This is a genomic window from Pseudomonas sp. 2, assembly GCF_056627435.1.
In genome coordinates this window covers 88,082-110,675 of the sequence record NZ_JBWXNG010000017.1, presented here as the reverse complement: position 1 = coordinate 110,675, position 22,594 = coordinate 88,082, and the positions used below count along the sequence as shown (strand labels likewise).

Below are 22,594 nucleotides of genomic sequence, written 5' to 3'. Positions count from 1 at the left end.
CGTCGATCCACCGGCTGCCCGGGCAGAGTAGCGCTGCGCCGGACACGCGAGCCATGACGAAATCCCCTGCTTTTACGCCAGACACAGCCAACCTTGGGCGGCGCTGGTCGCTCAGCGACCGTAGGTGGGCGTGATCGTGGCGTGGGCCAGTGCGTTGGCCCTGACCATGAAACCGACCAGCGCGCCGCTGGCCTCCTCATCCAGCGGCAGCTTCGCCACCTTCAGCGCCCAGACCGTGAATTGATAGCGGTGCGGTTTGTCACCGGCCGGCGGGCAGACGCCGCCGAAGCCCGGCTGGCCGTAGTCGGTGCGGCCCTGGATGGCCCCGGCGGGCAGCGGCACCGTGGCCCCTGCCCCGCTGGGCAGGCGCGTGGTGGACGACGGGATGTTCACCACCGTCCAGTGCCACCAGCCGCTACCGGACGGCGCATCCGGGTCATAGACGGTGACGGCGTAGCTTTGGGTGCCGGCCGGCGCATTGCGCCAGGACAACTGCGGGGAGGTGTTGCCGCCCTCGCATCCGAATCCCTGGTAGACCTCCCGCGCAGTCAGCATGCGCTGATCGGCGATGTCCGGACTCTCAAGCGCAAAGTCGGCGGCATGGCCGGCCAGCGACACGCTCATGCACAGGGCAAGCGGCATCAGTTTGATTTTCATCACGACCTCATCAGTGGCTGGATAGCCGACACCTTAGGTCGCGCCACTGCGCGAAACACTTATCCACTGGCACATGCGGTTCATCCATCGGGATGCCCGACCACTCCACGCGCCGCCTGCACACTGCTCAAGGTATGACGCCGACACACCCGGGTATGGTTCCAGTGAGCCTGGGCGGACCTAGCGCAGCGTGTAGCCACCGTCCACGATGATTTCCTGCCCGTGAATGGCCCGCGCGCCATCGGACAGCAGGAACATGATGGTGTCGGCCACGGCGCCCGGTTCGAGAAACTTGCCATTGAGCAGCCGCGCATTCACCGCATCCGCCACAGCGGCCAGTTCCGAATCGCGCATGCCCAAGCTGTTCCAGATCGGCGTGGCAGTGGGCCCGGGCGAGACCACGTTGACCCGCACGCCCGCAGCCGCCATTTCAACGGCCAGGGTGCGCGCATGGCTGATCAGCGCGGTCTTGGAGGCGATGTAGGCAGCCAGGCCCGGAAACGCCAGGCGCGACAGAAACGTGCCGGTGAACACCACTGATGCAGGCTTGGCCAGTTGCCCGGCCAGTGCCGCCACCGTATTCAGCGCACCCGCCCCGTTCACCGCCCATTGCTGATCGAAGGCCATGTCATGGGTGCCGGTGGCCAGCATCGCCACGCCGGCATTGGGCACCACGAAATCCACCGGCGCGATGTCCCGCGCATAGTGGGCCAGGCGATCGAGGTCGCTGCGTTCGGTCACATTGCCCGGCAGCCAATGCAGCGTGTCGGCATATAGGCCGCGCAGGCGGTCCAGCCCGCCTTGATGACGGTTCATCGCAATCACGGTGGCACCGGCCCGCAGCAGGCGTTCAGTCAACGCCAGACCAATTCCGGAACTGGCCCCTGTCACCACCGCAAGACGGTTGTTGAAGTTGTTTTCCATGGTCACTCCCTTATGGCGCTAGTTGATACATCGTTCATTAGCGTCATCAGAAACCGTGCCATTTTTATAAGAGCGGGAAATCAGGGATATTACGACTCAAGAGTCATATTGACCCGGCAACTTCAAGAGTCATTAAGACTCTGCAGAGTCGATTTGACCACTGCCCATCAAGTGCCAGAGGCGGTAACTACGGCGATATACACAAGTATGACGCGAGCACACTCCTGCGCTAGAACGATGGACGTGTGCATGAACGACAACACCACCGGCCAGGCATACATTAGCCCTGAGCCGTATTGCAGCAAATCCCTCATTCATTCTTCAGGCGATCATCTGCCTCACTTCGCCGCGGCCACTCGCCAAGAGGTCGAAATGCTTAGTCGAAATGATTTGCGTCGCACAGACATGAGCCTGCTCGTCATCTTCGAAGCCCTGATGCACGAGCGCAACGTCAGCCGCGTTGGCGAAAAACTCTTTCTCGGCCAGCCCGCCGTCAGCAATGCCCTGTCGCGCCTGCGCGCAATGTTTGCCGACCCGCTGTTCGTGCGCAATGGCCGCTACATGGAGCCGACCGCGCGGGCCCACGACCTGTTTGAAATCCTTGCGCCGATGCTCGACACGATCGCCACCACCTTGAGCCAGGCCTGGGATTTCGTTCCGGCGGACAGCAACGGCACCTTCCACATCGGGCTGTCGGACGATGTCGAATACGGGCTGCTGCCTTCGTTCCTCAGTCGCCTGCGGGCCGAGGCACCCGGCGTCAGGCTGGTGGTCCAGCACACCGACAGCCAGCGCATGTCGAGCCTGCTGGTGGATGGCTCGATTTCCGTAGGCATCAGCCACACCTGTGACCTGCCTGCAGCAGCCCGGCGCAAGTTCCTGCGCATGATCAAGCCGATGGTCCTGCGTGCGGACACCAGCGGTGGCGCGTTGAGCCTGGAGGAGTTCTGCAGCCGGCCCCATGCGACGATTTCCTCCATGAGTCATCTGGTCACCGATGTCGACCGGGCGCTGGACAAGGTTTCGCGCAACCGCCACGTCGTGCTCGACGTCCCCCAGTTCAGCGCCCTGGCGGTCCTGTTGAAAGACAGCGACCTGCTGGCCGTGGTGCCGGACTACGTGGCCACCTCGATGGCGGCGTACAGCGGATTGCGCGCCGAGCAGGTGCCGCTGCAAATGAACGGCTTCGAGCTGTCCATGGCCTGGCGCGCCGTGGCCGACAAGGATCCGGCCGAACGCTGGTTGCGCTCGCGCCTGCGCGAATTCCTCAGCGATGGCACCTCGCATCAGCTGTCCACGGTCGCTGCCTGACGGACCAGATCACTGTTTGGCAGGAATTCCGGGGTTTTCGTCATACCTCATCCTGGGGCTGACTCATAGAATTACAACGGGTCTTTATATCTGGCCATCGGCGTTTATTTGTCCGGTCAACCTGTACGGGACAATCGACGCTGGCCAATTTGTATTGCACCGATCAGTAACTTCCCCTTGTGGCACCGGACCAAGGCAATAATAAATGAACAGCCCGATGAGCAAAAAAGCGCTGACCGATACTGCCTGCGTGTATATCGTCGATGACGATCAACTGTTGCGCGAGTCATTGAGCAGTCTGTTGCGTTCGATTGGCTGGCGTGTCGAACTCTTTGCCTCGGTGGCAGAGTTTCTGCGTTTCAAAAGACCCGACTCCAATAGTTGCCTGTTGCTGGATGTCCGGCTGCAAGGCATCAGCGGTCTGGACTTTCAGCATCAACTGGTCAAGGCCCGGGAAACCCTGCCCATCGTGTTCATGACCGGCTATGGCGACATTGCGATGTCGGTCAAGGCGATGAAGGCCGGTGCCGTCGATTTTCTGGCCAAACCCTTTCGCGAACAGGACCTGCTGGACGCCGTCGGCATCGCCCTGCGCAAGGACGCGCAACAGCGTGAGACCCGCAAGGCCCTGAACCAGCTCACCGCTCGCTATCAGACCTTGAGCGCCCGGGAGCAGGAAATCATGGCCATGGCTGCGTCGGGCCTGATGAACAAACAGATCGCCAGTGAAGTGTGCCTCAGCGAAATCACGGTCAAGATTCATCGATCCAACGTGATGAAGAAAATGTGCGCCCGAACCTTCGCCGAACTGGTGCGCATGGCCGAAACCCTGAAATCCAGACAGGAAAGCTGAAATCTCTATACCCACGTATTAAATCGGCATCGACCCGCCGGGGGTAAGGTACAGGCAGGGACAGTCTGTAGACTCGACCATTCTCAATGGAAGGCAGCGCACTTGGTTACCCGCCCACTCATCGCCGTCGTCGATGACGACGAGCACGTCCGATCATCGCTGGACAGCCTGCTGCGTTCATACGGCTATGGCGTCTGCCTGTATGGGGATGCCGAAAGTTTCCTGGCCTCGGCAATGATCCCCGGCGTCGATTGCCTGGTGTCCGATATCCAGATGCCGGGCATGAGCGGGTTGCAGATGTACCAACAGCTTCGCGCCCGGGGGCACGAGACGCCGGTCATCTTCATCACCGCTTCCGCCGATTGGGCGCCACGCCAGGCTGCCACAACGTTGCAGGCCTGCTGCTACTTGACCAAGCCGTTCGACGGGCAGCGACTGATCGAATGCCTGGACAACGCCCTGGGCGCTTGAGCACACGCAGCCTGGCCAGAGGCCTGAGCGGCTAGAGGCTTGAAACGAGCCCCAGGACCACCGCCCTCACCGCTTGCGCCACCTGCTCGAACGGCTGCGAGGCGTCGATCACCACGAAGCTTGCCGGTTTCTCCCGGGCCTGAGCCAGGAAACCATCGCGGGCCCGGGAGAGGAATTCGAGCTTTTGCATCTCCATGCGGTCCAGCCCTTCGCCGCGCGAGGACACCCGCTGCATGCCGACCACCGGGTCGACATCGAGAATGATGTTCAGGTCCGGAGCGAAGCCCTGCAGGGCGAAGTCATTGATGTTCTTGACCAGTTCCAGCGGCAGGCCTCGGCCAAAGTGCTGGAAGGCGATGGTCGCGGGGGTGAAGCGGTCACAGACCACGATCTTGCCCGCCGCGATGGCCGGGATGATCTTTTCCTTCAAGTGCTGGGCGCGGGCAGCGGCAAACAGCAGCAACTCGGTGGTGTCGCACAGCTCGGGGGTGGCCGGGTCCAGCACCACTTCCCTGATTTTCTCGCCGATAACCGTGCCGCCCGGCTCGCGGGTGACGATCACCTCATGGCCAAGGGCCGTTAGCTGGCTCTGGATATCACGAATGACGGACGACTTGCCTGCGCCGTTATTTCCATCACAAACAATCAGACAACCTTTGGACATGTACCGATCCTGTCGTTCAAACGCGTGCGCCACCGGGCCCGCGGGGTGGCGGGCTCATTCGCCCTTTTTCGGCGCCGCTGCATCGCTGTCGGCCGCAGGTGCGGGCTGATCGACAGCCGGGGCTTCCGGGGTTTTGCCATTCTTGTCCGGCTCTGGCACCGGCTCGGACTCAGGGATGCGCGGGACCGACGCTTCAGGCGCGGGAATGGGCTCCTCTGCCGGCTTGTCCGCGGCCTTGTCCACGGGCGTGGCCGGATCGACCGCCGGCGCGGTTATCGGCGCAGGGCTGGAACGATAGTCCGCGCGGCGCTTGAGCTGGAATTCCTTGACCGCGGCATTGTGCGCATCCAGATCGGCCGAGAACACATGGCTGCCATCGCCTCGGGCGACAAAGTACAGGCTGTTGCCCGGCACCGGGTTCATCGCCGCATGGATCGCCTCGCGCCCGACCATGGAAATCGGCGTCGGCGGCAGGCCGGAAATCACGTAGGTGTTGTAGGGCGTGGCTTCTTTGAGGAAGGCGCGGGTGATCTTGCCGTTGTAACGCTCCCCCAGGCCATAGATCACGGTCGGGTCGGTCTGCAGGAGCATGCCCTGTTGCAGGCGGCGCACGAACACACCGGCGATCTGCCCGCGCTCTTGGGGCACACCGGTTTCCTTTTCCACCAGCGAGGCCATGATCAGAGCCTGATACGGGTCGGTATAAGGCGCTTCGGCCGCGCGTTTTTCCCACTCATCCTGCAGGACATCGTCCAGGCGGTTGTAGGCCTGCTTGAGCAACTCAGCGTCGGTCATGCCGCGGGTGTAACGGTAAGTGTCAGGGAAGAAGCGACCTTCGGGGAACACATTTGGATGGCCGATCTTCGCCATCAGCTCGCTGTCGCTCAGGTTGCTCAGGGTCTGCTCGAGCTTGGCCTGCTTGCCCAGGGCGGCGCGCACCTGACGGAAGGTCCAGCCTTCGACCAAGGTCAGGCTGTATTGCACCACTTCGCCGCGTTCCCACAGGCCCAACAGCGAACGCGCGTCCATGCCCGGCGTCATGCGGTATTCACCGCTGTGCAGGGCCTGGCCGGACAGGTTGAAACGCCAGTAAAGGCGCAGCCAGAACGCATCCTTGATCACGCCTTCGGCCTGCAGACGATTGAGCACCCCGGTAGGCGACGCGCCAGACTGCACGTCGAGGAGTTGCTCCTGGGTCAATTTCAAGGGTTGCTGCAGCGCGTTGTTCTGCTGCCACCAGGCCAGACCCAGCAATAGCCCCGCCAGAACCACACCTGTTTCCAGCAAGACGAATAATTTTCGGATCACGAATCAGATATCCAGAAGCCCGCGTACAAGGTTTTGCAGTTTACGGGTGACAGGCCCGGCGGGCCAGTTCAGTTGCTCGAAGCCAAGAACCGGCCAGATGCCATAAACGCTGTTGCAGACGAACACTTCGTCGGCCTTTTGCAAATCCGCGAGTTGCAGGTCCAGCGCCCGGGCCGGCAGGTTGATCTGCTCGGCCAGTGCGAGCAATTCGCCACGCATGACCCCGGCCACGCCACAGCGGCTCAGCTCCGGGGTGAGCAGCACACCACCCTTGACCAGAAACAGATTGCTGTAGACGCCCTCGATGATCCGTCCCGAGGTGTCACGCATCAGCCCCTCGGCGTGATCGGCATCGCGCCACTCACCGCGGGCCATGACCTGCTCCAGCCGGTTCAGATGCTTGAGCCCGGCCAGCAGCGGTTGTTCGGCCAGACGCGTACGGCAGGCAAACAGCTTGATGCCTTGCTCGGCATTCGCCGCCGGGTAGGCAGGCAGCGGGCTGCCCTGCAGGATGCGCCGCGCCTGGGCATCGACTCCCGGTGCATAACCGCGCACGCCGTCGCCACGGGTGACGATCAGTTTCATCACCCCGTCGCCCAGTTGCGCGGCGAATGCCCGACACTCGGCCTCGGCCAGCGCCATGTCCAGATTCAGCGCCAGGCGCCGTACACCCAGCGCAAGACGCTGCAGATGACGCTCGAACAGCAATGGCTGGCCTGCCTTGACCAGGATGGTCTCGAACAGGCCGTCGCCATAGGCCAGCCCGCGGTCCTTGACGGACAGCGAGTCGCCCGGCGCACCATCGATCCAGCTCAGGGTCATTCGGCGTACCGGCGGAACACCAGCGAGCCGTTGGTGCCACCAAAGCCGAAGGAGTTGGAGACCACGACATCGATCGGCATGCGGCGTGGCTCGTGGGGCACGAAGTCCAGATCGCAACCTTCACCCGGTTCATCCAGGTTGATGGTCGGTGGCGCCACCTGGCCGTTGATCGCCAGCACGCTGATGATCGCTTCGATCGCTCCCGCCGCACCCAACAGGTGACCGGTCATGGACTTGGTCGAACTGACCGCCAGCTTGTAGGCATGCTCGCCGAACACCGACTTGATCGCGTTGACTTCCGCCAGGTCGCCCGCCGGGGTAGAGGTACCGTGAGCGTTGATGTACTGCACCTGCTCCGGGGTGATCTTCGCATCACGCAGGGCGTTGGCGATGCAACGCGCCGCACCGGCACCGTCTTCGGGTGGCGAGGTCATGTGGAACGCATCGCCGCTCATGCCGAAGCCGATGATCTCGGCGTAGATGGTGGCGCCACGCGCCTTGGCGTGTTCCAGCTCTTCGAGCACCAGGGCACCGGCGCCATCGGACAGCACGAAGCCATCACGGCCCTTGTCCCACGGACGGCTGGCACGGGCCGGCTCATCGTTGCGGGTCGACAGTGCGCGCGAAGCGCCGAAGCCGCCCATGCCCAGACCGCAGGCCGCCATTTCGGCGCCACCGGCGATCATCACGTCGGCTTCGTCGTAGGCGATATTGCGTGCCGCCATGCCGATGCAATGCGTACTGGTGGTGCACGCGGTGGCGATGGCGTAGTTGGGTCCCTGTGCGCCCAGATGGATCGACAGGAAGCCGGAAATCATGTTGATGATCGAACCCGGTACGAAGAACGGGGAGATCTTGCCAGGGCCCTGATCCTGCATCATGCGGGCCGTGTTCTCGATATTGGTCAGACCGCCGATACCCGAGCCCATGGCAACGCCGACGCGCTCACGGTTGGCGTCAGTGATTTCAATACCGGCATTGCGCACCGCCTGGAAGCTGGCCGCCAGACCGTATTGAATGAAGAGATCGAGACGGCGCGCCTCTTTGGGCGACAGATACTCTTCGACCTTGAATCCCTTGACCGAGCCGCCGAAGCGGGTCGTGTAAGCCGAAAGGTCCGTGTGTTCGATGGGGCCAATGCCACTCTGGCCGGCCAGAATGCCTTGCCAGGTGCTGGGCACATCGTTGCCCAATGGCGTCAGCATACCCATACCGGTGACCACGACGCGTCTACGCGACACAGGACTCTCCTTATTTCTATTGACGAAACGCTGCCCTGTTTAAAGAAAAAACCGCACGCCTGAGGCAGTGCGGTTTTCCCATGACAGCAAGCAACGATTACAGAATCTTAACCCTGATGGGCGTTGACGTAATCGATAGCAGCTTGAACAGTGGTGATCTTCTCGGCTTCTTCGTCTGGGATTTCGGTCTCGAATTCCTCTTCCAGAGCCATTACCAGCTCAACGGTGTCAAGGGAGTCGGCACCCAGGTCTTCAACGAAAGAAGCAGTGTTTACCACTTCCTCTTCCTTGACGCCAAGTTGTTCGGCAACGATTTTCTTGACGCGCTCTTCGATGGTGCTCATACCGTGTTTTAACTCCTAGTGGACAAATTCGGGCAGCTGGCCGGTGGGTAAGTGTATAGAAGAGGTTTTGCGCTTTTCAAGCTCAACGCAATTCCCGCTATGCCCATCGACCCTCGACCCATTAATAGATTTCAGCTTTATAACGGATTTTAGACAGCCCGTATGACATTTTTTCGATACGGGGAGTCACATGTACATGCCGCCGTTCACGGGGATTGTAGCCCCGGTAACGTAGCCTGCACCTTCCGAGGCAAGAAAAGCGACCACGTGCGCGATCTCTTCGGCCTGCCCCAGCCGACCCAGCGGAATCTGGGCCGTCAGGGAATCACGTTGTGCCTCTGGCAGCTCGCGGGTCATATCGGTGTCGATAAAGCCCGGGGTCACCGAGTTCACGGTCACCGACCGCGAACCGACTTCACGGGCCAGCGCGCGGCTGAAACCTTCAAGGCCCGCTTTCGCGGCGGCGTAGTTTACTTGACCTGCGTTGCCCATGGCACCCACCACCGAGCCAATGCTGATGATTCGGCCCCAACGGGCCTTGGTCATGCCGCGCAGAACGCCCTTGGACAGGCGATACAGGCTGGTCAGGTTGGTGTTGATGACGTCATGCCACTCGTCGTCCTTCATGCGCATCATCAGGTTGTCACGGGTGATGCCGGCATTGTTGACCAGGATCAACGGCGCGCCAACGCGCTCGGTGATCTGCGCCAGTACGGCATTGACCGACTCGTCGCTGCCCACGTCCAGCGCCAGGCCGAAGCCCTCGACGCCATTTTCCTTGAAGTAGGCGGTGATCTTCTCGGCACCGGCGTCGGACGTCGCGGTACCCACGACCGTCAGACCGGCACGACCCAGTTCCAGAGCGATGGCCCGGCCAATGCCACGGCTCGCGCCGGTGACCAGTGCAACTTTACCCTGACTCATGTGAGCGTCTCCTTAATCAGGCCAGCGCCGCGCGGGTGGCGGCGAAGGCATCCGGGGTATTGAGGTTGTAGGTGTTGACGCCATCGGCGCAACGCTTGTTCAGGCCGGCCAGCACCTTGCCCGGGCCGCACTCGACCAGTTGCAGCGCGCCCTTGGCGGCCAGTGCCTGAACCGATTCGACCCAGCGAACCGGCTTGTAGAGTTGTTGCAGCAAATCGGTTTTCAGCGTGTCCAGGTCGGCCGGCACGCTGGCGGTGACGTTTTGCACCAGCGGGATCTGCGGCGCCTGCCAGGCGATGGCAGCCACGGACTCGGCAAAACGCTCGGCCGCCGGGCGCATCAGTTCGCAGTGCGACGGCACGCTGACCGGCAGCGGCAGTGCGCGCTTGGCGCCCTTGGCCTTGCAGATCTCGATGGCGCGGTCGACCGCGGCCTTGGTGCCGGCGATGACCACCTGGCCTGGCGAGTTGAAGTTCACCGCGCTGACCACTTCACCTTGTGCAGCTTCTGCACAGGCGGCGATCACGTCGGCATCTTCCAGGCCAAGGATGGCGGCCATGCCGCCCTGCCCGGCCGGTACGGCTTCCTGCATCAGTTGGCCGCGACGCTCCACCAGCTTGACTGCGTCGCCCAGCGACAGGCTGCCAGCGGCGACCAGCGCGCTGTACTCGCCCAGGCTGTGACCGGCGACGAATGCCGGACGCGCGCCGCCTTCGGCCAGCCACAGACGCCACAGGGCGATCGATGCGGTCAGAATGGCCGGCTGGGTCTTGTCGGTCTGATTGAGGTTTTCTTCAGGACCCTGCTGGGTCAGCGCCCAGAGGTCATAGCCCAAGGCGTCGGAGGCTTCTTTGAACGTATCCAGCACCAACGGGTACTGCGCGCCCAGCTCGGCGAGCATGCCGAGGGACTGCGAGCCCTGGCCCGGAAAAACGAAAGCGACGGAAGCAGACATGAAAAGCCCCTGATTATTGTCGTCGAAAGCGCGTGCGAACGAGTCGAACGCGAGTAAATTCAAAGTGTTGCAACTGCATCTTTGGATGACCGAGCAGTCACAAGGGTCACATTCTAGCTCAAGACACCTACAGCAAGTCTTCCAGACGCCCATGAAGGCGCTGCGGAAGGTTTTCCTGAATCTCGATCAGCGCACGCTCGATAGCGCTCTGAAAGCCCTGCACCCCGGCCGAGCCGTGGCTCTTGACCACGATGCCCTGCAGGCCGAGCAGGCTCGCGCCATTGTGCCGCGCGGGCGCCAGATCCGCCTTGAGGCGCTTGAGCAACGGCATCGCCAATGCGCCGACCGCCTTGGACAGCACATTCTGACGGAACAATGTTTCGATTCGCTCACCGATCATGGTGGCCAGGCCTTCGCTGGACTTGAGCAGGATATTGCCGACGAACCCGTCGCACACCACCACATCGGCCTCGCCGCGATACAGCCCGTCGCCTTCGACGAACCCCACGTAATTGAGGTTGGGCGCCGCCTGCAACAGACTGGCGGCCAGCTTGACCTGCTGATTGCCCTTGATGTCTTCGGTGCCGACATTGAGCAGTGCGACCCTGGGTCGCGGCACACTCAACGCTTCGGCGGCCACCGAGCCCATCACGGCGAACTGATAGAGGTTCTCCGCGCTGCAATCGACGTTCGCGCCCAGGTCCAGCAGCTGACAATAACCACGCTGGGTGGGAATGGCCGCCACCATCGCCGGGCGATCGATGCCGGGCAATGTCTTGAGCACGAAGCGGGAAAGCGCCATCAACGCCCCGGTGTTGCCTGCGCTTACGCACGCTTTGACATGGCCTTCGGCTAATAGCCGCAGCGCCACGCGCATGGACGAATCGGGCTTGCCACGCAGCGCCAGGGCCGGTTTGTCATCCATGGTGATGACTTCGCTGGCATGAACGACGTGCAGGCGCGATCGATCGACACCGGAATGGTGTGCAATGAGCTCTTCAAGAAGGGAGGCGTGACCGACGAGGGTCAGGTGGAGCGAGGGGTTCGCGAGCAAACAGGCAATGCTGGCCTGAACAATGTTGCGGGGACCGAAGTCCCCGCCCATTGCGTCGATCGCGATGACCGGAGCGGACAAGAAATTACTCGTCAGCGCCCTTGTCGATCACTTTACGGCCACGGTATACGCCTTCTGGCGATACGTGGTGACGCAGGTGAACTTCACCGGTGGTCTTTTCTACGGACAGGGTGCTAGCCTCGAGCGCGTCGTGGGAACGGCGCATGTCACGGGCAGAGCGGGATTTTTTGTTCTGCTGAACAGCCATAATTGATTAACTCCTAAACGTTTGGGTCACGCTTTAACTGCGCCAATACACTGAACGGGTTGGACCGCGTTACCTCGTCCACGCTCGGCTCGGGCTCATCGAGGCCCGCCGGCTGCTGGCATTCTTTAGGATCATGAGCAGGCACAATGGGCAAGGCGAGCAGAAGCTCGTCCTCGATCAACGCCAGCAGATCCAATGGATCTTCGCCGAGTTCCAGTACGTCATAGCCTTTGGGCAACGACTGGGTGTTTGCACCCTCTTTCACCACGGCGTAACTGCATTCGCTGTGGATCGGCAGGGTGACCAGCTCAAGACAACGCTGGCAAACCATTTTGACCTCGACGTCGATGTCGCTGTGGATAACCACGGCGCGTCGCTCGTCGCGTTCAAAAACGAATTTCGCCTGCACTGTACCGAGATTGTCAGCAAGCGGGTCGCAGAGTCTCTCCAAATCGGCCAGCAGCAACTCCCCTTTGAGGGTAGCGCCGCGATCAGCCAATTTGCGCGGGTCAACGTGAGGTGGAATCGGGTCATTCAACATAGGCGCAGCATTCTAGGGACGCGCCCTCTGACTGTCAAAGGAAATTCAGGGCTGTTCGCAACCTGACCTGCTGATTACACTCGACTTTCATGTTTCGGAGAACCCCATGCTGCCTCTGCTCCTTGCCTCCAGCTCCTCTTACCGCCGTGAACTGCTCGAACGCCTGCGCCTGCCGTTCGTCTGTGCATCGCCCGACATCGATGAAAGCCATCGCCCCGGCGAGGCCGCCGTCGAACTGGTCAAGCGCCTCGCCCGAGAAAAGGCCAAGGCGCTGTCAGAGCGTTTTCCTGATCATCTGATCATCGGCTCCGACCAGGTGGCCGTGCTCGGCGAGCGGATACTCGGCAAGCCGCACAGCTTCGAACGCGCCCTGGAGCAACTGAGTGCCTGCAGCGGCAACAGCGTGACTTTCCTGACCGGCCTTGCGCTGTACAACAGCCAGACCGGGCAATGCCAGGTCGATTGCGTTCCGTTCACCGTGCACATGCGCGAACTGGATCAGGCGCGCATCACCCGCTACCTCAATGCCGAGCAGCCTTACGACTGTGCCGGCAGCTTCAAGGCCGAAGGGCTGGGCGTGAGCCTGTTCCGCGCCACCGAAGGCGCGGACGCCACCAGCCTGATCGGCCTTCCTTTAATAAGGCTGGTGGATATGCTGACGGCCGAGGGCGTGGCCGTACCCTGAACCCTGATCAACACGCCCAACCGGGCCGGATACACATCCCCCGTAGCAGCATGGCTTGCCAGCGGGAGCGATCTTGAGACCGCCCCGCCGGCAAGCCGTGCTGCTACGGTGCGGCGTGTTAATCGCCCATAGAAAAACCCGACCAATGGCCGGGTTTTCTTTTTACACGGATGGATCAGCGCAGCGACGGCCCACCGAATCCCGCCCACATCGCGATTTTCTCCGCGACGCTGGAGCCCAGCTTCTTGGAGAAGCGATCGAACGGCGACTCCTGCACGGTGTAATCGACCATTTCTTTCTCGCCAATCACCTCGCGAGCCACATAGCTGGCGCTACCCAGGCCATCCACCAGCCCAAGACCCACCGCCTGCTCGCCGGTCCAGACCAGGCCCGAGAACAGTTCAGGATGGTCCTTGTCCTTCAGACGATCACCACGACCGGCCTTCACGCTGGCGATGAACTGCTTGTGGGTGGTGTCCAGCACGCCCTGCCAGAACGCGGTTTCATCAGGTTTCTGCGGCTGGAACGGGTCAAGGAACGCCTTGTGCTCGCCGGAGGTGTAGACGCGACGATCCACGCCCAGCTTTTCCATGGTGCCGACAAAGCCGAAACTGGCCGCTGTCACACCAATGGAGCCCACCAGGCTGGCCTTGTCGGCGTAGATCTCGTCGGCGGCGCTGGCGATGTAGTACGCACCGGACGCCCCCAGATCGGAGATCACCGCGTACACCTTGATATTCGGCTTCTTGGCGCGCAGTCGCTTGATTTCGTCGTAGATGTAACCCGACTGCACCGGGCTGCCACCCGGGCTGTTGATGCGCAGGATCACGCCCTTGGTCTTCTCGTCCTCGAAAGCCGCGCGCAGGCTCCCGACGATATTGTCGGCGCTGGCCGCCTCGGTGTCGGCGATCATGCCTTTGACTTCGATCAGCGCAGTGTGGCTGCTCTTGCGCGAGGCGCCTTTGCCCAGGTCCATCAGCGGCGAAAACATCGCCAGGGCCACGAACAGATAAACGAAGGTCAGGGATTTGAAAAAGATCCCCCAGCGACGGGAGCGGCGCTGCTCCTGCACGCCTGCCAGCAGGGTTTTCTCCAGCAGCTTCCAGTTTTTTGCGTCACCCGAATCGTCGCGCGCTTGCGAAGACGGTGATTTCCATTCGTCCGACATAGGTCAATTACCCCGACTACAGAGATTAGGCCGTGCGCACACCCAGCCAGGTGCGCAACTCGGAAAAGTGTTCGATGGCCAGCCGCGGCTCGTACTGGCGCAGCGAATCCAGCGCCTGGGCGCCGTAACCGACTGCGACCGAATCCATGCCAGCGTTGCGCGCCATCATCAGGTCGAACGACGCATCGCCCACCATCAGCGACTTCTCAGGCTTGACGCCGCAATGGGCCATGATTTCGTTGAGCATCAGAGGGTCAGGCTTGCTGGCGGTTTCATCCGCCGCCCGGGTGGCGTCGAAATAATCCTGCCAGCCGTGAGCCTTGAGCACCCGATCCAGCCCCCGCCGCGCCTTGCCGGTGGCCACCGCCATGCGATACCCCTCGGCGCGAAATGCCTCGAGCGACTCGCGAACGCCGTCGAACAGCTTCGAAGGCTCGACGTCCATCGCCATGTAGCGATCGGCGTAATGCTGGCGGAAATCGATCAGGTCATTGGCGGTGATGTCCGGATACAGCGTGCGAATTGCTTCCGGCAGGCCCAGACCGATGATGCCCTTGATCGCCGCATCGTCGCGCACCGGGCGCCCGGCCAGCTCGGCCGCGTCACGCATCGCCACGACGATCCGGCCAATGGAGTCGGACAGCGTGCCGTCCCAGTCGAAAATCAGCAGTTCGTAATCAGGGCGCACTGAGCAATCGCTCCACGGTACTGGCCCACATTTCATCGACGGGCGCGGTCAGCTCAATCTTGCCGCCATCGGGCAGCGGCACGACCAGGGCATAGGCGTGCAGGAACAGGCGTTTGCCGCCCAGATCACGAATCTCGCGGGTGAAATCCTCGTCGCCGTATTTGCTGTCACCGGCAATGCTGTGCCCGGCGTGCAGGGCGTGCACACGAATCTGATGGGTGCGGCCAGTGATCGGGCGCGCCTCGACCATCGTGGCGAAATCGCCGAAGCGGCGCAGCACCTTGAACAGCGTCAGCGCTTCCTTGCCTTCATCGCTCACCTCGACCATACGCTCGCCGGAGCGCAGGTTGCTCTTGAGCAGCGGCGCGCGGACCTGCTTCTGCGAGGTGGCCCAGTGCCCACGCACCAGCGCCATGTAACGCTTGTCGACGCCATCACCGCGCAACTGCTCGTGCAGGTGGCGCAACATGCTGCGCTTCTTGGCGATCATCAACAGGCCGGACGTATCCCGGTCCAGGCGATGCACCAGTTCCAGCTCCTTGGCGTCGGGACGCAACTGACGAAAGGCTTCGATCACCCCGAAACTCAGGCCGCTGCCGCCGTGAACCGCGATGCCAGCGGGCTTGTTCAGCACGATCAGGCCCTTGTCTTCGTAGACGATGGCCGCTTCCAGCCGCTGCAGCAGGCCTTGTGCCACTGGCACGGGCTCGTCGCGCTCGGGCACCCGAACGGGTGGAACGCGCACGATATCGCCTGCCTGAAGCTTGTACTCCGGCTTGATCCGACCCTTGTTCACTCGCACTTCGCCCTTGCGCAATATGCGGTAAATCAAGGTCTTGGGAACGCCCTTGAGGTACGTGATCAGAAAATTATCGATGCGTTGGCCGGCAAGTTCCGGGGCAACCTCTACCAGCTGGACGCCGGGGGTTGGAGGGGTAGAATTCGTCATGCCGCAAATCATAACAATTTTTTATGGATTTGAAGCACTTAATGATTGCTGCTATAGTCGCGAACGCCGCCAAAAGCGGCCTGGACAGCGGACAAGCGGCAACACAGCCGGCCCTGACCAACGCAATTCACCGGGGCGCGAGGCCGTCCCACGGGGCTTTCGGTGACAACGGAAGGTCAGCAAGCGTAACGAGCGCAGGTGACATGAGGCCTGAAACAAGCCCGATCGCAGAGTGACACACTCGCCATCGAGGCCCACGTTCAAGGGCAGTTCACAAAGTGCAGTCGCTGGTGATCGATCCGGGCGAAAGTTTCGCAAACCATGCCTTGATTTGAGCCATGAGCGGCGAACTTCCCTACGAAGATCGCGTAAATGCAACCCGCTGCGGATTCAGCGCGCGGCAGCACCCGAATTATCAGGGATACGTGTGGGGTGGAGACGCACAACCGTCGGACTGTGTAGCACAAGGCTTTACCAGACGATTAACCCCGTCCGCTACCGATGGTTGATTCCTCCTCCTGACAAAGCTTTTGCTGACAGGGTGTCATTTGTCACCACAGCAAGCAGGAACGTCGTCGCGACGCCGGCCCATCTGGCCGGACCTCGTTAGACACTGGAGTGTTCAAGCACTCCTGACGTGCCCTGACACCGACCGTGAGAAGTCGTGTGTGCCGAACGCCGTTTCCGGCAGCCCGGAAACCGACGGTACTACATGAAAAGAATGCTGATTAACGCAACTCAACCCGAAGAGTTGCGTGTCGCGCTGGTAGACGGCCAGCGCCTATACGACCTGGACATCGAATCCGGGGCCCGCGAACAGAAGAAGGCCAACATCTACAAAGGCCGGATCACGCGCATCGAACCCAGCCTGGAAGCGGCTTTCGTCGACTTCGGCTCCGAGCGTCACGGCTTCCTGCCGCTGAAGGAAATCTCCCGCGAATACTTCAAGAAGTCCCCTGAAGGCCGGGTCAACATCAAGGAAGTCCTGAGCGAAGGCCAGGAAGTCATCGTTCAGGTCGAGAAAGAAGAGCGTGGCAACAAGGGCGCCGCCCTGACCACCTTCATCAGCCTGGCCGGTCGTTACCTGGTCCTGATGCCGAACAACCCGCGTGCCGGCGGCATCTCCCGCCGCATCGAAGGCGAAGAGCGCAACGAACTGCGCGAAGCGCTGAACGGCCTGGTCGCCCCTGCCGACATGGGCCTGATCGTGCGCACTGCCGGCCTTGGCCGCAGCAGCGAAGAAATGCAGTGGGACCTCGACTACCTGCTGCAACTGTGGACCGCCATCAAGGAAGCGTCCCAGGATCGCGCCGCGCCGTTCCTGATCTACCAGGAAAGCAACGTCATCATCCGTGCCATCCGCGATTACCTACGTCAGGACATCGGTGAAGTCCTGATCGACAGCGTCGAGGCCCAGGAAGAAGCCCTGACCTTCATCCGCCAGGTGATGCCGCAGTACGCCAGCAAGATCAAGCTGTACGAAGACAGCGTTCCGCTGTTCAACCGCTTCCAGATCGAAAGCCAGATCGAAACCGCCTTCCAGCGCGTGGTCGAACTGCCTTCCGGCGGCTCCATCGTCATCGACCCGACCGAAGCCCTGGTGTCCATCGACATCAACTCGGCGCGCGCCACCAAAGGCAGCGACATCGAAGAAACCGCCCTGCAGACCAACCTTGAAGCGGCCGAGGAAATCGCCCGTCAACTGCGTCTGCGCGACATCGGCGGCCTGATCGTCATCGACTTCATCGACATGACCCCGGCCAAGAACCAGCGCGCCGTGGAAGAAAAAGTCCGCGAATGCCTGGAAGCCGACCGCGCCCGCGTGCAGGTGGGTCGCATCTCGCGTTTCGGTCTGCTGGAAATGTCCCGTCAGCGCCTGCGTCCATCCCTGGGCGAAAGCAGCGGCATCGTCTGCCCGCGCTGCAACGGCACCGGCATCATCCGTGACGTCGAATCGCTGTCGCTGGCGATCCTGCGCCTGATCGAAGAAGAAGCCCTGAAAGACCGCACGGCCGAAGTGCGCGCCCAGGTGCCGATCCCGGTCGCCGCGTTCCTGCTCAACGAAAAACGCAACTCGATCACCAAGATCGAACTGCGTACCCGTGCGCGCATCGTCATCCTGCCGAACGATCACCTGGAAACGCCGCACTTCGAAGTGCAGCGCCTGCGTGACGACAGCCCTGAAGCCCACAGCCTGCAGTCCAGCTACGAAATCGCTGCGGCCGCCGCCGAAGCCGAAGAAGTTCAGCCGACTGCCGCGACCCGCACCCTGGTTCGCCAGGAAGCCGCGGTCAAGACCGCTCCGGCCCGAGCCAACGCACCGGTTCCGACCGAAGCGCCAGCACCTGCCGCTCCGGCGCCAGTCGCTCACGAGCCAAGCCTGTTCAAGGGCCTGGTGAAGTCGCTGGTCAGCCTGTTCGCCACCAAGGAAGAGCCAGCCGCACCTGCCGCCGTGGTCGAGAAGCCAGCTGCCGAACGCCCTGCACGCAACGAAGAGCGTCGCAACGGTCGCCAGCAGAGCCGCAACCGCAATGGCCGTCGCGACGAAGACCGCAAGCCGCGTGAAGAACGTGCTCCGCGTGCCGAGCGCGAAGAACGCGCGCCACGTGAGGAACGTGCCCCGCGTGAAGAGCGTGCACCGCGTGAAGAACGCACCCCGCGCGAGCCACGTGAAGCCCGCGAAGACAGCGCACCGCGTGAAGAGCGCGCGCCGCGTGCCCCTCGCGAAGAGCGTGCGCCACGTGAACGCAAGCCGCGTGAAGAGCGCGTGCGTGAACTGCGCGAGCCTCTGGACGCCGCCCCGGCGGTCAACGTACCTCGCGAAGAGCGCCCTGAGCGTGCCCCACGTGAAGAGCGTCAGCCACGCCCACCGCGTGAAGAGCGCCAGGCCCGTACCGAGCAGGCCGCAGCGGCTGCCGAAGACGACGCACAGCTGAACAACGAAGAGCTGCAGGATGACAACCAGGAAGCCGCCGAAGGCGATCGTCCTCGTCGTCGCTCCCGTGGCCAGCGTCGTCGCAGCAACCGTCGTGAGCGTCAGCGTGACGCCAACGGTGACGTGATCGAAGGCGGCGAAGGCGAGCAGTCCGAAGACGCCGCGCCACAGGTTCGCAGCGAAGGCGCCGGTGCGGAAATCGCCGCAGGCCTGGCTGTCACTGCTGCCGTTGCCGAAACCGTGATCAGCGCCCCGGCCGAAGCCGAAGCGAACCGTCAGGCAGAGCGCGCAACCGCGGCTGTCGAAGCGGCGCCCGTCGAGAAGGCTGAAACCGTTGAAGCGCCTGCCGTCGAGGCACCTGCCGCGCCGGTCAAGCGTTCGATCATGCCGCAGGTCGAAGTGGCACAGTTCGACGCCAGCCTCAGCCCCTTCGAGCGTCAGGTCAAAGCGGCCGCCGAGAAAGTTCAGGCACCAGCTGTCGAAGCGCCTGCTGTAGAGGCTCCGGTTGCACAAGCGCCTGTTGCAGAGACTCCTGCTGTAGAAGCCCCTGTCGCCGAAGCGGCTCCGGCCCCTGCACCGATCGTCGAAGCACCTGTCGAAGCGCCGAAAGCCGCCGAGCCTGTGATCGAGCAATCCGCCGTTGTCGAAAAGCCGGTTGTTGAGCAAGCCGTCGCCGAGCCTGTCGCACCTGCACCAGCAGCGGTTGAACTGGCCGCCCCGGAAATCGTCGCAGCCCCGGCTGCTGTCGAACCAGCGCCAGCTCCAGCCCCTGTGGCTGCCGAAAAGCCTGCACTGCCGATGGCCAGCTCCGGCCGCGCGCCGAACGATCCTCGTGAAGTTCGCCGTCGTCGTCTGGAAGCAGAGCGCCTGCAGAAAGAAGCCGAGGCCGCTGCGGCTGCCGCACCTCAGGTTGAAGTGGCTGCGCCGGCGCCAGTTGCCGCCCCTGCCCCGGCTTTCGAGCCAGCACGGGAAGTCGTGACTGAAAACGGTGAAGAGCTGGAAGAGAGCAAAGAGCACAAGCCGCTCGTGTAATCTTCGGCCGATAAAAAGCCCCACCTGTGTGAGCAGGTGGGGCTTTTTTGTACCTGTCGTCTCTAAAACTGTAGGAGCGAATTCATTCGCGAAAATCTTGCAGGCGATAGAAATGCATCGACTGCACCGGCCATTCGCGAATAAATTCGCTCCTACAAGAGGGGTGATGCACCCTTGAACTCCAGCGCCGAAGGCACGTCCACATCCCACAGCACGCCAGGATCGTCTACTTGAAGCTCCAGCACCCGGGCCCCGTCAAACAGCTTCTTTGCGCCCTTCTCGCCCGTCAACGCCATTAAAGCGGCACCGAACTCACGACCAAACGCCACGGGATGCCCATACCGACCGTCATGCACCGGCACACTGATCGCATCCGGCTCCACCGAAGAAACCACTCGTTCGAGGGTATCCACATGAATGAACGGCATGTCGCCCAAGGCGATGATCCAGCCGCGGTGATCCGGTTCCGCCGCCACGGCTGCGGCGATGCTGTCGCCCATCCCCGGGGAGTCCAGCACCACGACCTCGCAGCCATGACGCAGGCCGATCTCGGCGACACAGGAATAATCGGGACGGGTCAGCAGCACGACCCTGTCGACCACTGCACGCAGATTGAACAGTACATGCTCCAGAACGCAGCGCTCGACACCATCACGCCCCGTGCATTGCGCCAGGAGCTTGTTACGATGCGCGCCCGCCACCTGCCGGTAGCGGCTTCCCTGCCCGGCAGCGAGAACGATGGCGCACAGGGTTTGGCTCATGGCGTGTACTCATGGGTGGCAGATGGGACCGGAAAAAGCAAAAGCCGGGCCGAAAACACCACCCGGCCTCAATAGAGATTAGGCTCCATTTCCAGCGAAACACCAAAGCGCTGGAGAATATCGGCCTGAATGCGCTGCGCCAGGTTCAGCAACTGCCGACCGGTGGCCGAGCCGTAATTGACCAGCACCAGCGATTGCAGCGCATGAACGCCGGCATCGCCCTCGCGAAAGCCTTTCCAGCCCGCCTGTTCGATCAGCCAGCCGGCTGCAAGCTTCACCTGGCCGTCAGGCTGTGGATAACCCACAAGCCCGGGATGCGCCTGCTTGATTCGCTCGGCCAGCTCGGCGGACACCACCGGATTCTTGAAGAAGCTGCCCGCGTTGCCCAGCACGGCAGGGTCGGGCAATTTCTCGCTGCGAATCGCACAGATCGCACGACTGACATGGATCGGCGTCGGTGACTGGATGCCTTGTTCCTGCAACTTTTGCCGCACCGGACCGTAGTCCAGATGCAGGCTGGCGGCAAAACTCAGCTTGAACCTCACGCGCAGGATCAGCCAGCGGCCAACCTCGTGCTTGAACACGCTGTCGCGGTAACCGAAGGCGCAGTCCTGCACCGAAAACTCGCGCAACTCGCCGCTCTGGCGATCCAGCGCCACGAGACTGTGGAAAACATCCTTGATCTCGACACCGTAGGCGCCGATGTTCTGCATCGGTGCAGCGCCGACCGTGCCGGGGATCAGGCTGAGGTTTTCCAGCCCTGACAGGCCGCGTGCCAGCATGTCCTGCACGAACGGATGCCAGGGTTCGCCGGCCTCGGCTTCGACGATCGCACCGCCGCAATCCTCGTGGGTGATGCGAATCCCGCGACTGGCCATGCGCAGCACCAGCGCGTCGACGTCGCCGGTCAGCAGCAAGTTGCTGCCGCCACCGACCACCAGCACCTCGACGCCCCGCTCTGCCGCCCACGCCAGCGCTTCACGTACGTCGCTGTCGTCATGGGCATCGACGAACCAGCGGGCTTTCACGTCTACACCAAAGGTGTTGAACGGCTTGAGCGAAACATCCGATTGCACCTGCAGCATCAAACCTCCAGCAGGCGTCGCACGCGTTCCAGATCCTCGGCGGTGTCGACACCGGCAGGCGGCGCCTCCAGCGCGTCGGCGACGTGAATCCGCACGCCATGCCACAGGGCACGCAGCTGTTCGAGGTTTTCGGTGTTTTCCAGCCAGCACGGGCCCCAACTGACGAAGTCATGCAGGAAACCGGCGCGGTAGGCGTAAATGCCGATGTGTCGGCGATACGGCACGCCCTCGGGCAATTCGTCACGAGTCTTGGCCAGCGCATCCCGCGCCCAGGGCAGCGGCGCGCGGCTGAACGTCAGCGCCAGGCCGTTGATGTCCGAACAGACCTTGACCACGTTGGGGTTGAACAGCGCCGCCACATCATCGATGGGCTCGGCCAGGGTCGACATGCGCGCTTCGGTGTGGGCGGCCAGATTGTCGGCCACCTGATCGATCACCGCCGGCGGGATCATCGGCTCGTCGCCCTGTACGTTGACCACGATGGCATCGTTGGCCAGCCCCAGCAGGGACGCCACTTCAGCCAGACGGTCAGTGCCGGAGTTGTGGTCGTCGCGGGTCATCAGCACTTCGGCGCCGAACGCCTGGCACGCCTCGATGATGCGCTGATCGTCGGTGGCCACCACCACACGCTGGGCGCTGCTCTTGCGCGCCTGTTCCCAGACGTGCTGGATCATCGGCTTGCCCGCGATGGTCTTCAGCGGCTTGCCCGGAAACCGGCTGGAGCCGAAGCGCGCCGGAATCACAACGGTAAACGCTGCAGTCATTTGTCCAGGCGCTCGTCGGTGGTCAGGGTGCGCGCTTCGCTTTCCAGCATGACCGGAATGCCATCACGAATCGGGAAAGCCAGGCCGGCGCCCTTGCTGATCAGCTCGGTCTTGTCGGCGCTGAGCTTGAGCGGACCTTTGCAGACCGGGCAGGCGAGGATGTCGAGCAATTTGGTGTCCATAGGGGATC

The 22,594-nt window shown here is 62.4% G+C and carries 24 protein-coding genes; 5 read left to right on the top strand and 19 right to left on the bottom strand.

The window, feature by feature from the left end; translation table 11 throughout:
• Positions 1-111: 111 nt before the first annotated feature.
• Positions 112-657 (bottom strand): YbhB/YbcL family Raf kinase inhibitor-like protein, encoded by a 546-nt coding sequence (locus tag AC1MEK_RS24145; RefSeq protein ID WP_480398814.1) that lies wholly within the window; start codon positions 655-657, stop codon positions 112-114.
• 180 nt (positions 658-837) lie between these two features.
• A complete protein-coding gene (locus AC1MEK_RS24140) occupies positions 838-1,581 on the bottom strand; it encodes an SDR family NAD(P)-dependent oxidoreductase (RefSeq protein ID WP_480398789.1) in 744 nt (247 codons plus the stop codon).
• A gap of 372 nt (positions 1,582-1,953) precedes the next feature.
• On the opposite strand from AC1MEK_RS24140, the gene AC1MEK_RS24135 reads away from it, so the two are divergent.
• From AC1MEK_RS24135 to AC1MEK_RS24125, 3 genes are all read left to right on the top strand, one after another.
• Complete coding sequence (locus AC1MEK_RS24135) at positions 1,954-2,892, top strand: LysR substrate-binding domain-containing protein (RefSeq protein WP_480398788.1); 939 nt, start codon at positions 1,954-1,956, stop codon at positions 2,890-2,892.
• Positions 2,893-3,109: 217 nt separating this feature from the next.
• Positions 3,110-3,745: a response regulator transcription factor gene (locus AC1MEK_RS24130; protein WP_480398787.1), complete on the top strand. Its 636-nt coding sequence runs from the start codon at positions 3,110-3,112 to the stop codon at positions 3,743-3,745.
• 102 nt (positions 3,746-3,847) lie between these two features.
• Positions 3,848-4,216 carry a response regulator transcription factor gene (locus AC1MEK_RS24125; protein ID WP_480398786.1) on the top strand — a complete coding sequence of 123 codons (369 nt, stop codon included), beginning with the start codon at positions 3,848-3,850 and terminating at the stop codon, positions 4,214-4,216.
• A gap of 31 nt (positions 4,217-4,247) precedes the next feature.
• On the opposite strand, the gene tmk is transcribed toward AC1MEK_RS24125, so the two are convergent.
• The 10 genes from tmk to AC1MEK_RS24075 form a co-directional block, all read right to left on the bottom strand.
• Positions 4,248-4,880 (bottom strand): dTMP kinase, encoded by a 633-nt coding sequence (gene tmk, locus AC1MEK_RS24120; RefSeq protein WP_480398785.1) that lies wholly within the window; start codon positions 4,878-4,880, stop codon positions 4,248-4,250.
• A 54-nt stretch (positions 4,881-4,934) separates the two neighbouring features.
• Entirely contained in the window at positions 4,935-6,188 is a 1,254-nt protein-coding gene (gene mltG, locus AC1MEK_RS24115) for an endolytic transglycosylase MltG (protein ID WP_480398784.1), read from the bottom strand.
• A gap of 3 nt (positions 6,189-6,191) precedes the next feature.
• Positions 6,192-7,010 (bottom strand): aminodeoxychorismate lyase, encoded by an 819-nt coding sequence (gene pabC / locus AC1MEK_RS24110; RefSeq protein ID WP_480398783.1) that lies wholly within the window; start codon positions 7,008-7,010, stop codon positions 6,192-6,194.
• Complete coding sequence (gene fabF / locus AC1MEK_RS24105; protein ID WP_480398782.1) at positions 7,007-8,251, bottom strand: beta-ketoacyl-ACP synthase II; 1,245 nt, start codon at positions 8,249-8,251, stop codon at positions 7,007-7,009. Before fabF ends, pabC begins: the two co-directional genes overlap by 4 nt.
• Before the next feature lie 107 nt (positions 8,252-8,358).
• Positions 8,359-8,595 carry an acyl carrier protein gene (acpP, locus tag AC1MEK_RS24100; protein WP_457365190.1) on the bottom strand — a complete coding sequence of 79 codons (237 nt, stop codon included), beginning with the start codon at positions 8,593-8,595 and terminating at the stop codon, positions 8,359-8,361.
• A gap of 186 nt (positions 8,596-8,781) precedes the next feature.
• A complete protein-coding gene (gene fabG, locus AC1MEK_RS24095) occupies positions 8,782-9,519 on the bottom strand; it encodes a 3-oxoacyl-ACP reductase FabG (RefSeq protein WP_480398781.1) in 738 nt (245 codons plus the stop codon).
• A 16-nt stretch (positions 9,520-9,535) separates the two neighbouring features.
• Positions 9,536-10,474, bottom strand: coding sequence for an ACP S-malonyltransferase (fabD, locus tag AC1MEK_RS24090; RefSeq protein ID WP_480398780.1), 939 nt, complete (start codon positions 10,472-10,474; stop codon positions 9,536-9,538).
• Positions 10,475-10,601: 127 nt separating this feature from the next.
• Positions 10,602-11,609 carry a phosphate acyltransferase PlsX gene (plsX, locus tag AC1MEK_RS24085; RefSeq protein WP_480398779.1) on the bottom strand — a complete coding sequence of 336 codons (1,008 nt, stop codon included), beginning with the start codon at positions 11,607-11,609 and terminating at the stop codon, positions 10,602-10,604.
• Between the two features lie 4 nt (positions 11,610-11,613).
• Positions 11,614-11,796 (bottom strand): 50S ribosomal protein L32, encoded by a 183-nt coding sequence (gene rpmF / locus AC1MEK_RS24080; protein WP_003179396.1) that lies wholly within the window; start codon positions 11,794-11,796, stop codon positions 11,614-11,616.
• 13 nt (positions 11,797-11,809) lie between these two features.
• Complete coding sequence (locus tag AC1MEK_RS24075; protein WP_480398778.1) at positions 11,810-12,337, bottom strand: YceD family protein; 528 nt, start codon at positions 12,335-12,337, stop codon at positions 11,810-11,812.
• 106 nt (positions 12,338-12,443) lie between these two features.
• On the opposite strand from AC1MEK_RS24075, the gene AC1MEK_RS24070 reads away from it, so the two are divergent.
• Positions 12,444-13,022, top strand: coding sequence for a Maf family protein (locus AC1MEK_RS24070; RefSeq protein WP_480398777.1), 579 nt, complete (start codon positions 12,444-12,446; stop codon positions 13,020-13,022).
• A gap of 175 nt (positions 13,023-13,197) precedes the next feature.
• On the opposite strand, the gene sppA is transcribed toward AC1MEK_RS24070, so the two are convergent.
• The 3 genes from sppA to rluC are packed head-to-tail and all read right to left on the bottom strand — an operon-like array spanning position 13,198 to position 15,827.
• Positions 13,198-14,190: a signal peptide peptidase SppA gene (gene sppA, locus AC1MEK_RS24065; protein WP_480398776.1), complete on the bottom strand. Its 993-nt coding sequence runs from the start codon at positions 14,188-14,190 to the stop codon at positions 13,198-13,200.
• A gap of 25 nt (positions 14,191-14,215) precedes the next feature.
• Entirely contained in the window at positions 14,216-14,878 is a 663-nt protein-coding gene (locus AC1MEK_RS24060) for an HAD-IA family hydrolase (protein WP_480398775.1), read from the bottom strand.
• Positions 14,868-15,827, bottom strand: a complete 960-nt coding sequence (gene rluC, locus AC1MEK_RS24055; protein WP_480398774.1) for a 23S rRNA pseudouridine(955/2504/2580) synthase RluC — start codon at positions 15,825-15,827, stop codon at positions 14,868-14,870. The genes AC1MEK_RS24060 and rluC overlap by 11 nt, the downstream gene beginning before the upstream one ends.
• 712 nt (positions 15,828-16,539) lie before the next feature.
• Between rluC and rne the strand changes: the two genes are divergently transcribed.
• Complete coding sequence (gene rne / locus AC1MEK_RS24050; protein ID WP_480398773.1) at positions 16,540-19,794, top strand: ribonuclease E; 3,255 nt, start codon at positions 16,540-16,542, stop codon at positions 19,792-19,794.
• Positions 19,795-19,946: 152 nt separating this feature from the next.
• On the opposite strand, the gene AC1MEK_RS24045 is transcribed toward rne, so the two are convergent.
• The 4 genes from AC1MEK_RS24045 to AC1MEK_RS24030 form a co-directional block, all read right to left on the bottom strand.
• Entirely contained in the window at positions 19,947-20,555 is a 609-nt protein-coding gene (locus tag AC1MEK_RS24045) for a nucleotidyltransferase family protein (protein ID WP_480398772.1), read from the bottom strand.
• Between the two features lie 68 nt (positions 20,556-20,623).
• Positions 20,624-21,643, bottom strand: a complete 1,020-nt coding sequence (gene murB / locus AC1MEK_RS24040) for a UDP-N-acetylmuramate dehydrogenase (protein ID WP_480398771.1) — start codon at positions 21,641-21,643, stop codon at positions 20,624-20,626.
• Entirely contained in the window at positions 21,640-22,404 is a 765-nt protein-coding gene (gene kdsB, locus AC1MEK_RS24035; protein WP_480398770.1) for a 3-deoxy-manno-octulosonate cytidylyltransferase, read from the bottom strand. The genes murB and kdsB overlap by 4 nt, the downstream gene beginning before the upstream one ends.
• Complete coding sequence (locus AC1MEK_RS24030) at positions 22,401-22,586, bottom strand: Trm112 family protein (protein WP_274132214.1); 186 nt, start codon at positions 22,584-22,586, stop codon at positions 22,401-22,403. Before AC1MEK_RS24030 ends, kdsB begins: the two co-directional genes overlap by 4 nt.
• Positions 22,587-22,594 lie beyond the last annotated feature (8 nt).

Coding starts and splice junctions, on each gene's coding strand:
- rluC (WP_480398774.1), bottom strand. CDS start 15,827: ATGACGAATTCTACCCCTCCAACCCCCGGCGTCCAGCTGGTAGAGGTT.
- pabC (WP_480398783.1), bottom strand. CDS start 7,010: ATGACCCTGAGCTGGATCGATGGTGCGCCGGGCGACTCGCTGTCCGTC.
- kdsB (WP_480398770.1), bottom strand. CDS start 22,404: ATGACTGCAGCGTTTACCGTTGTGATTCCGGCGCGCTTCGGCTCCAGC.
- AC1MEK_RS24130 (WP_480398787.1), top strand. CDS start 3,110: ATGAGCAAAAAAGCGCTGACCGATACTGCCTGCGTGTATATCGTCGAT.
- AC1MEK_RS24140 (WP_480398789.1), bottom strand. CDS start 1,581: ATGGAAAACAACTTCAACAACCGTCTTGCGGTGGTGACAGGGGCCAGT.
- acpP (WP_457365190.1), bottom strand. CDS start 8,595: ATGAGCACCATCGAAGAGCGCGTCAAGAAAATCGTTGCCGAACAACTT.
- rne (WP_480398773.1), top strand. CDS start 16,540: ATGAAAAGAATGCTGATTAACGCAACTCAACCCGAAGAGTTGCGTGTC.
- fabG (WP_480398781.1), bottom strand. CDS start 9,519: ATGAGTCAGGGTAAAGTTGCACTGGTCACCGGCGCGAGCCGTGGCATT.
- AC1MEK_RS24070 (WP_480398777.1), top strand. CDS start 12,444: ATGCTGCCTCTGCTCCTTGCCTCCAGCTCCTCTTACCGCCGTGAACTG.
- rpmF (WP_003179396.1), bottom strand. CDS start 11,796: ATGGCTGTTCAGCAGAACAAAAAATCCCGCTCTGCCCGTGACATGCGC.
- sppA (WP_480398776.1), bottom strand. CDS start 14,190: ATGTCGGACGAATGGAAATCACCGTCTTCGCAAGCGCGCGACGATTCG.
- AC1MEK_RS24045 (WP_480398772.1), bottom strand. CDS start 20,555: ATGAGCCAAACCCTGTGCGCCATCGTTCTCGCTGCCGGGCAGGGAAGC.
- tmk (WP_480398785.1), bottom strand. CDS start 4,880: ATGTCCAAAGGTTGTCTGATTGTTTGTGATGGAAATAACGGCGCAGGC.
- AC1MEK_RS24145 (WP_480398814.1), bottom strand. CDS start 657: ATGAAAATCAAACTGATGCCGCTTGCCCTGTGCATGAGCGTGTCGCTG.
- AC1MEK_RS24030 (WP_274132214.1), bottom strand. CDS start 22,586: ATGGACACCAAATTGCTCGACATCCTCGCCTGCCCGGTCTGCAAAGGT.
- AC1MEK_RS24075 (WP_480398778.1), bottom strand. CDS start 12,337: ATGTTGAATGACCCGATTCCACCTCACGTTGACCCGCGCAAATTGGCT.
- AC1MEK_RS24135 (WP_480398788.1), top strand. CDS start 1,954: ATGCTTAGTCGAAATGATTTGCGTCGCACAGACATGAGCCTGCTCGTC.
- fabD (WP_480398780.1), bottom strand. CDS start 10,474: ATGTCTGCTTCCGTCGCTTTCGTTTTTCCGGGCCAGGGCTCGCAGTCC.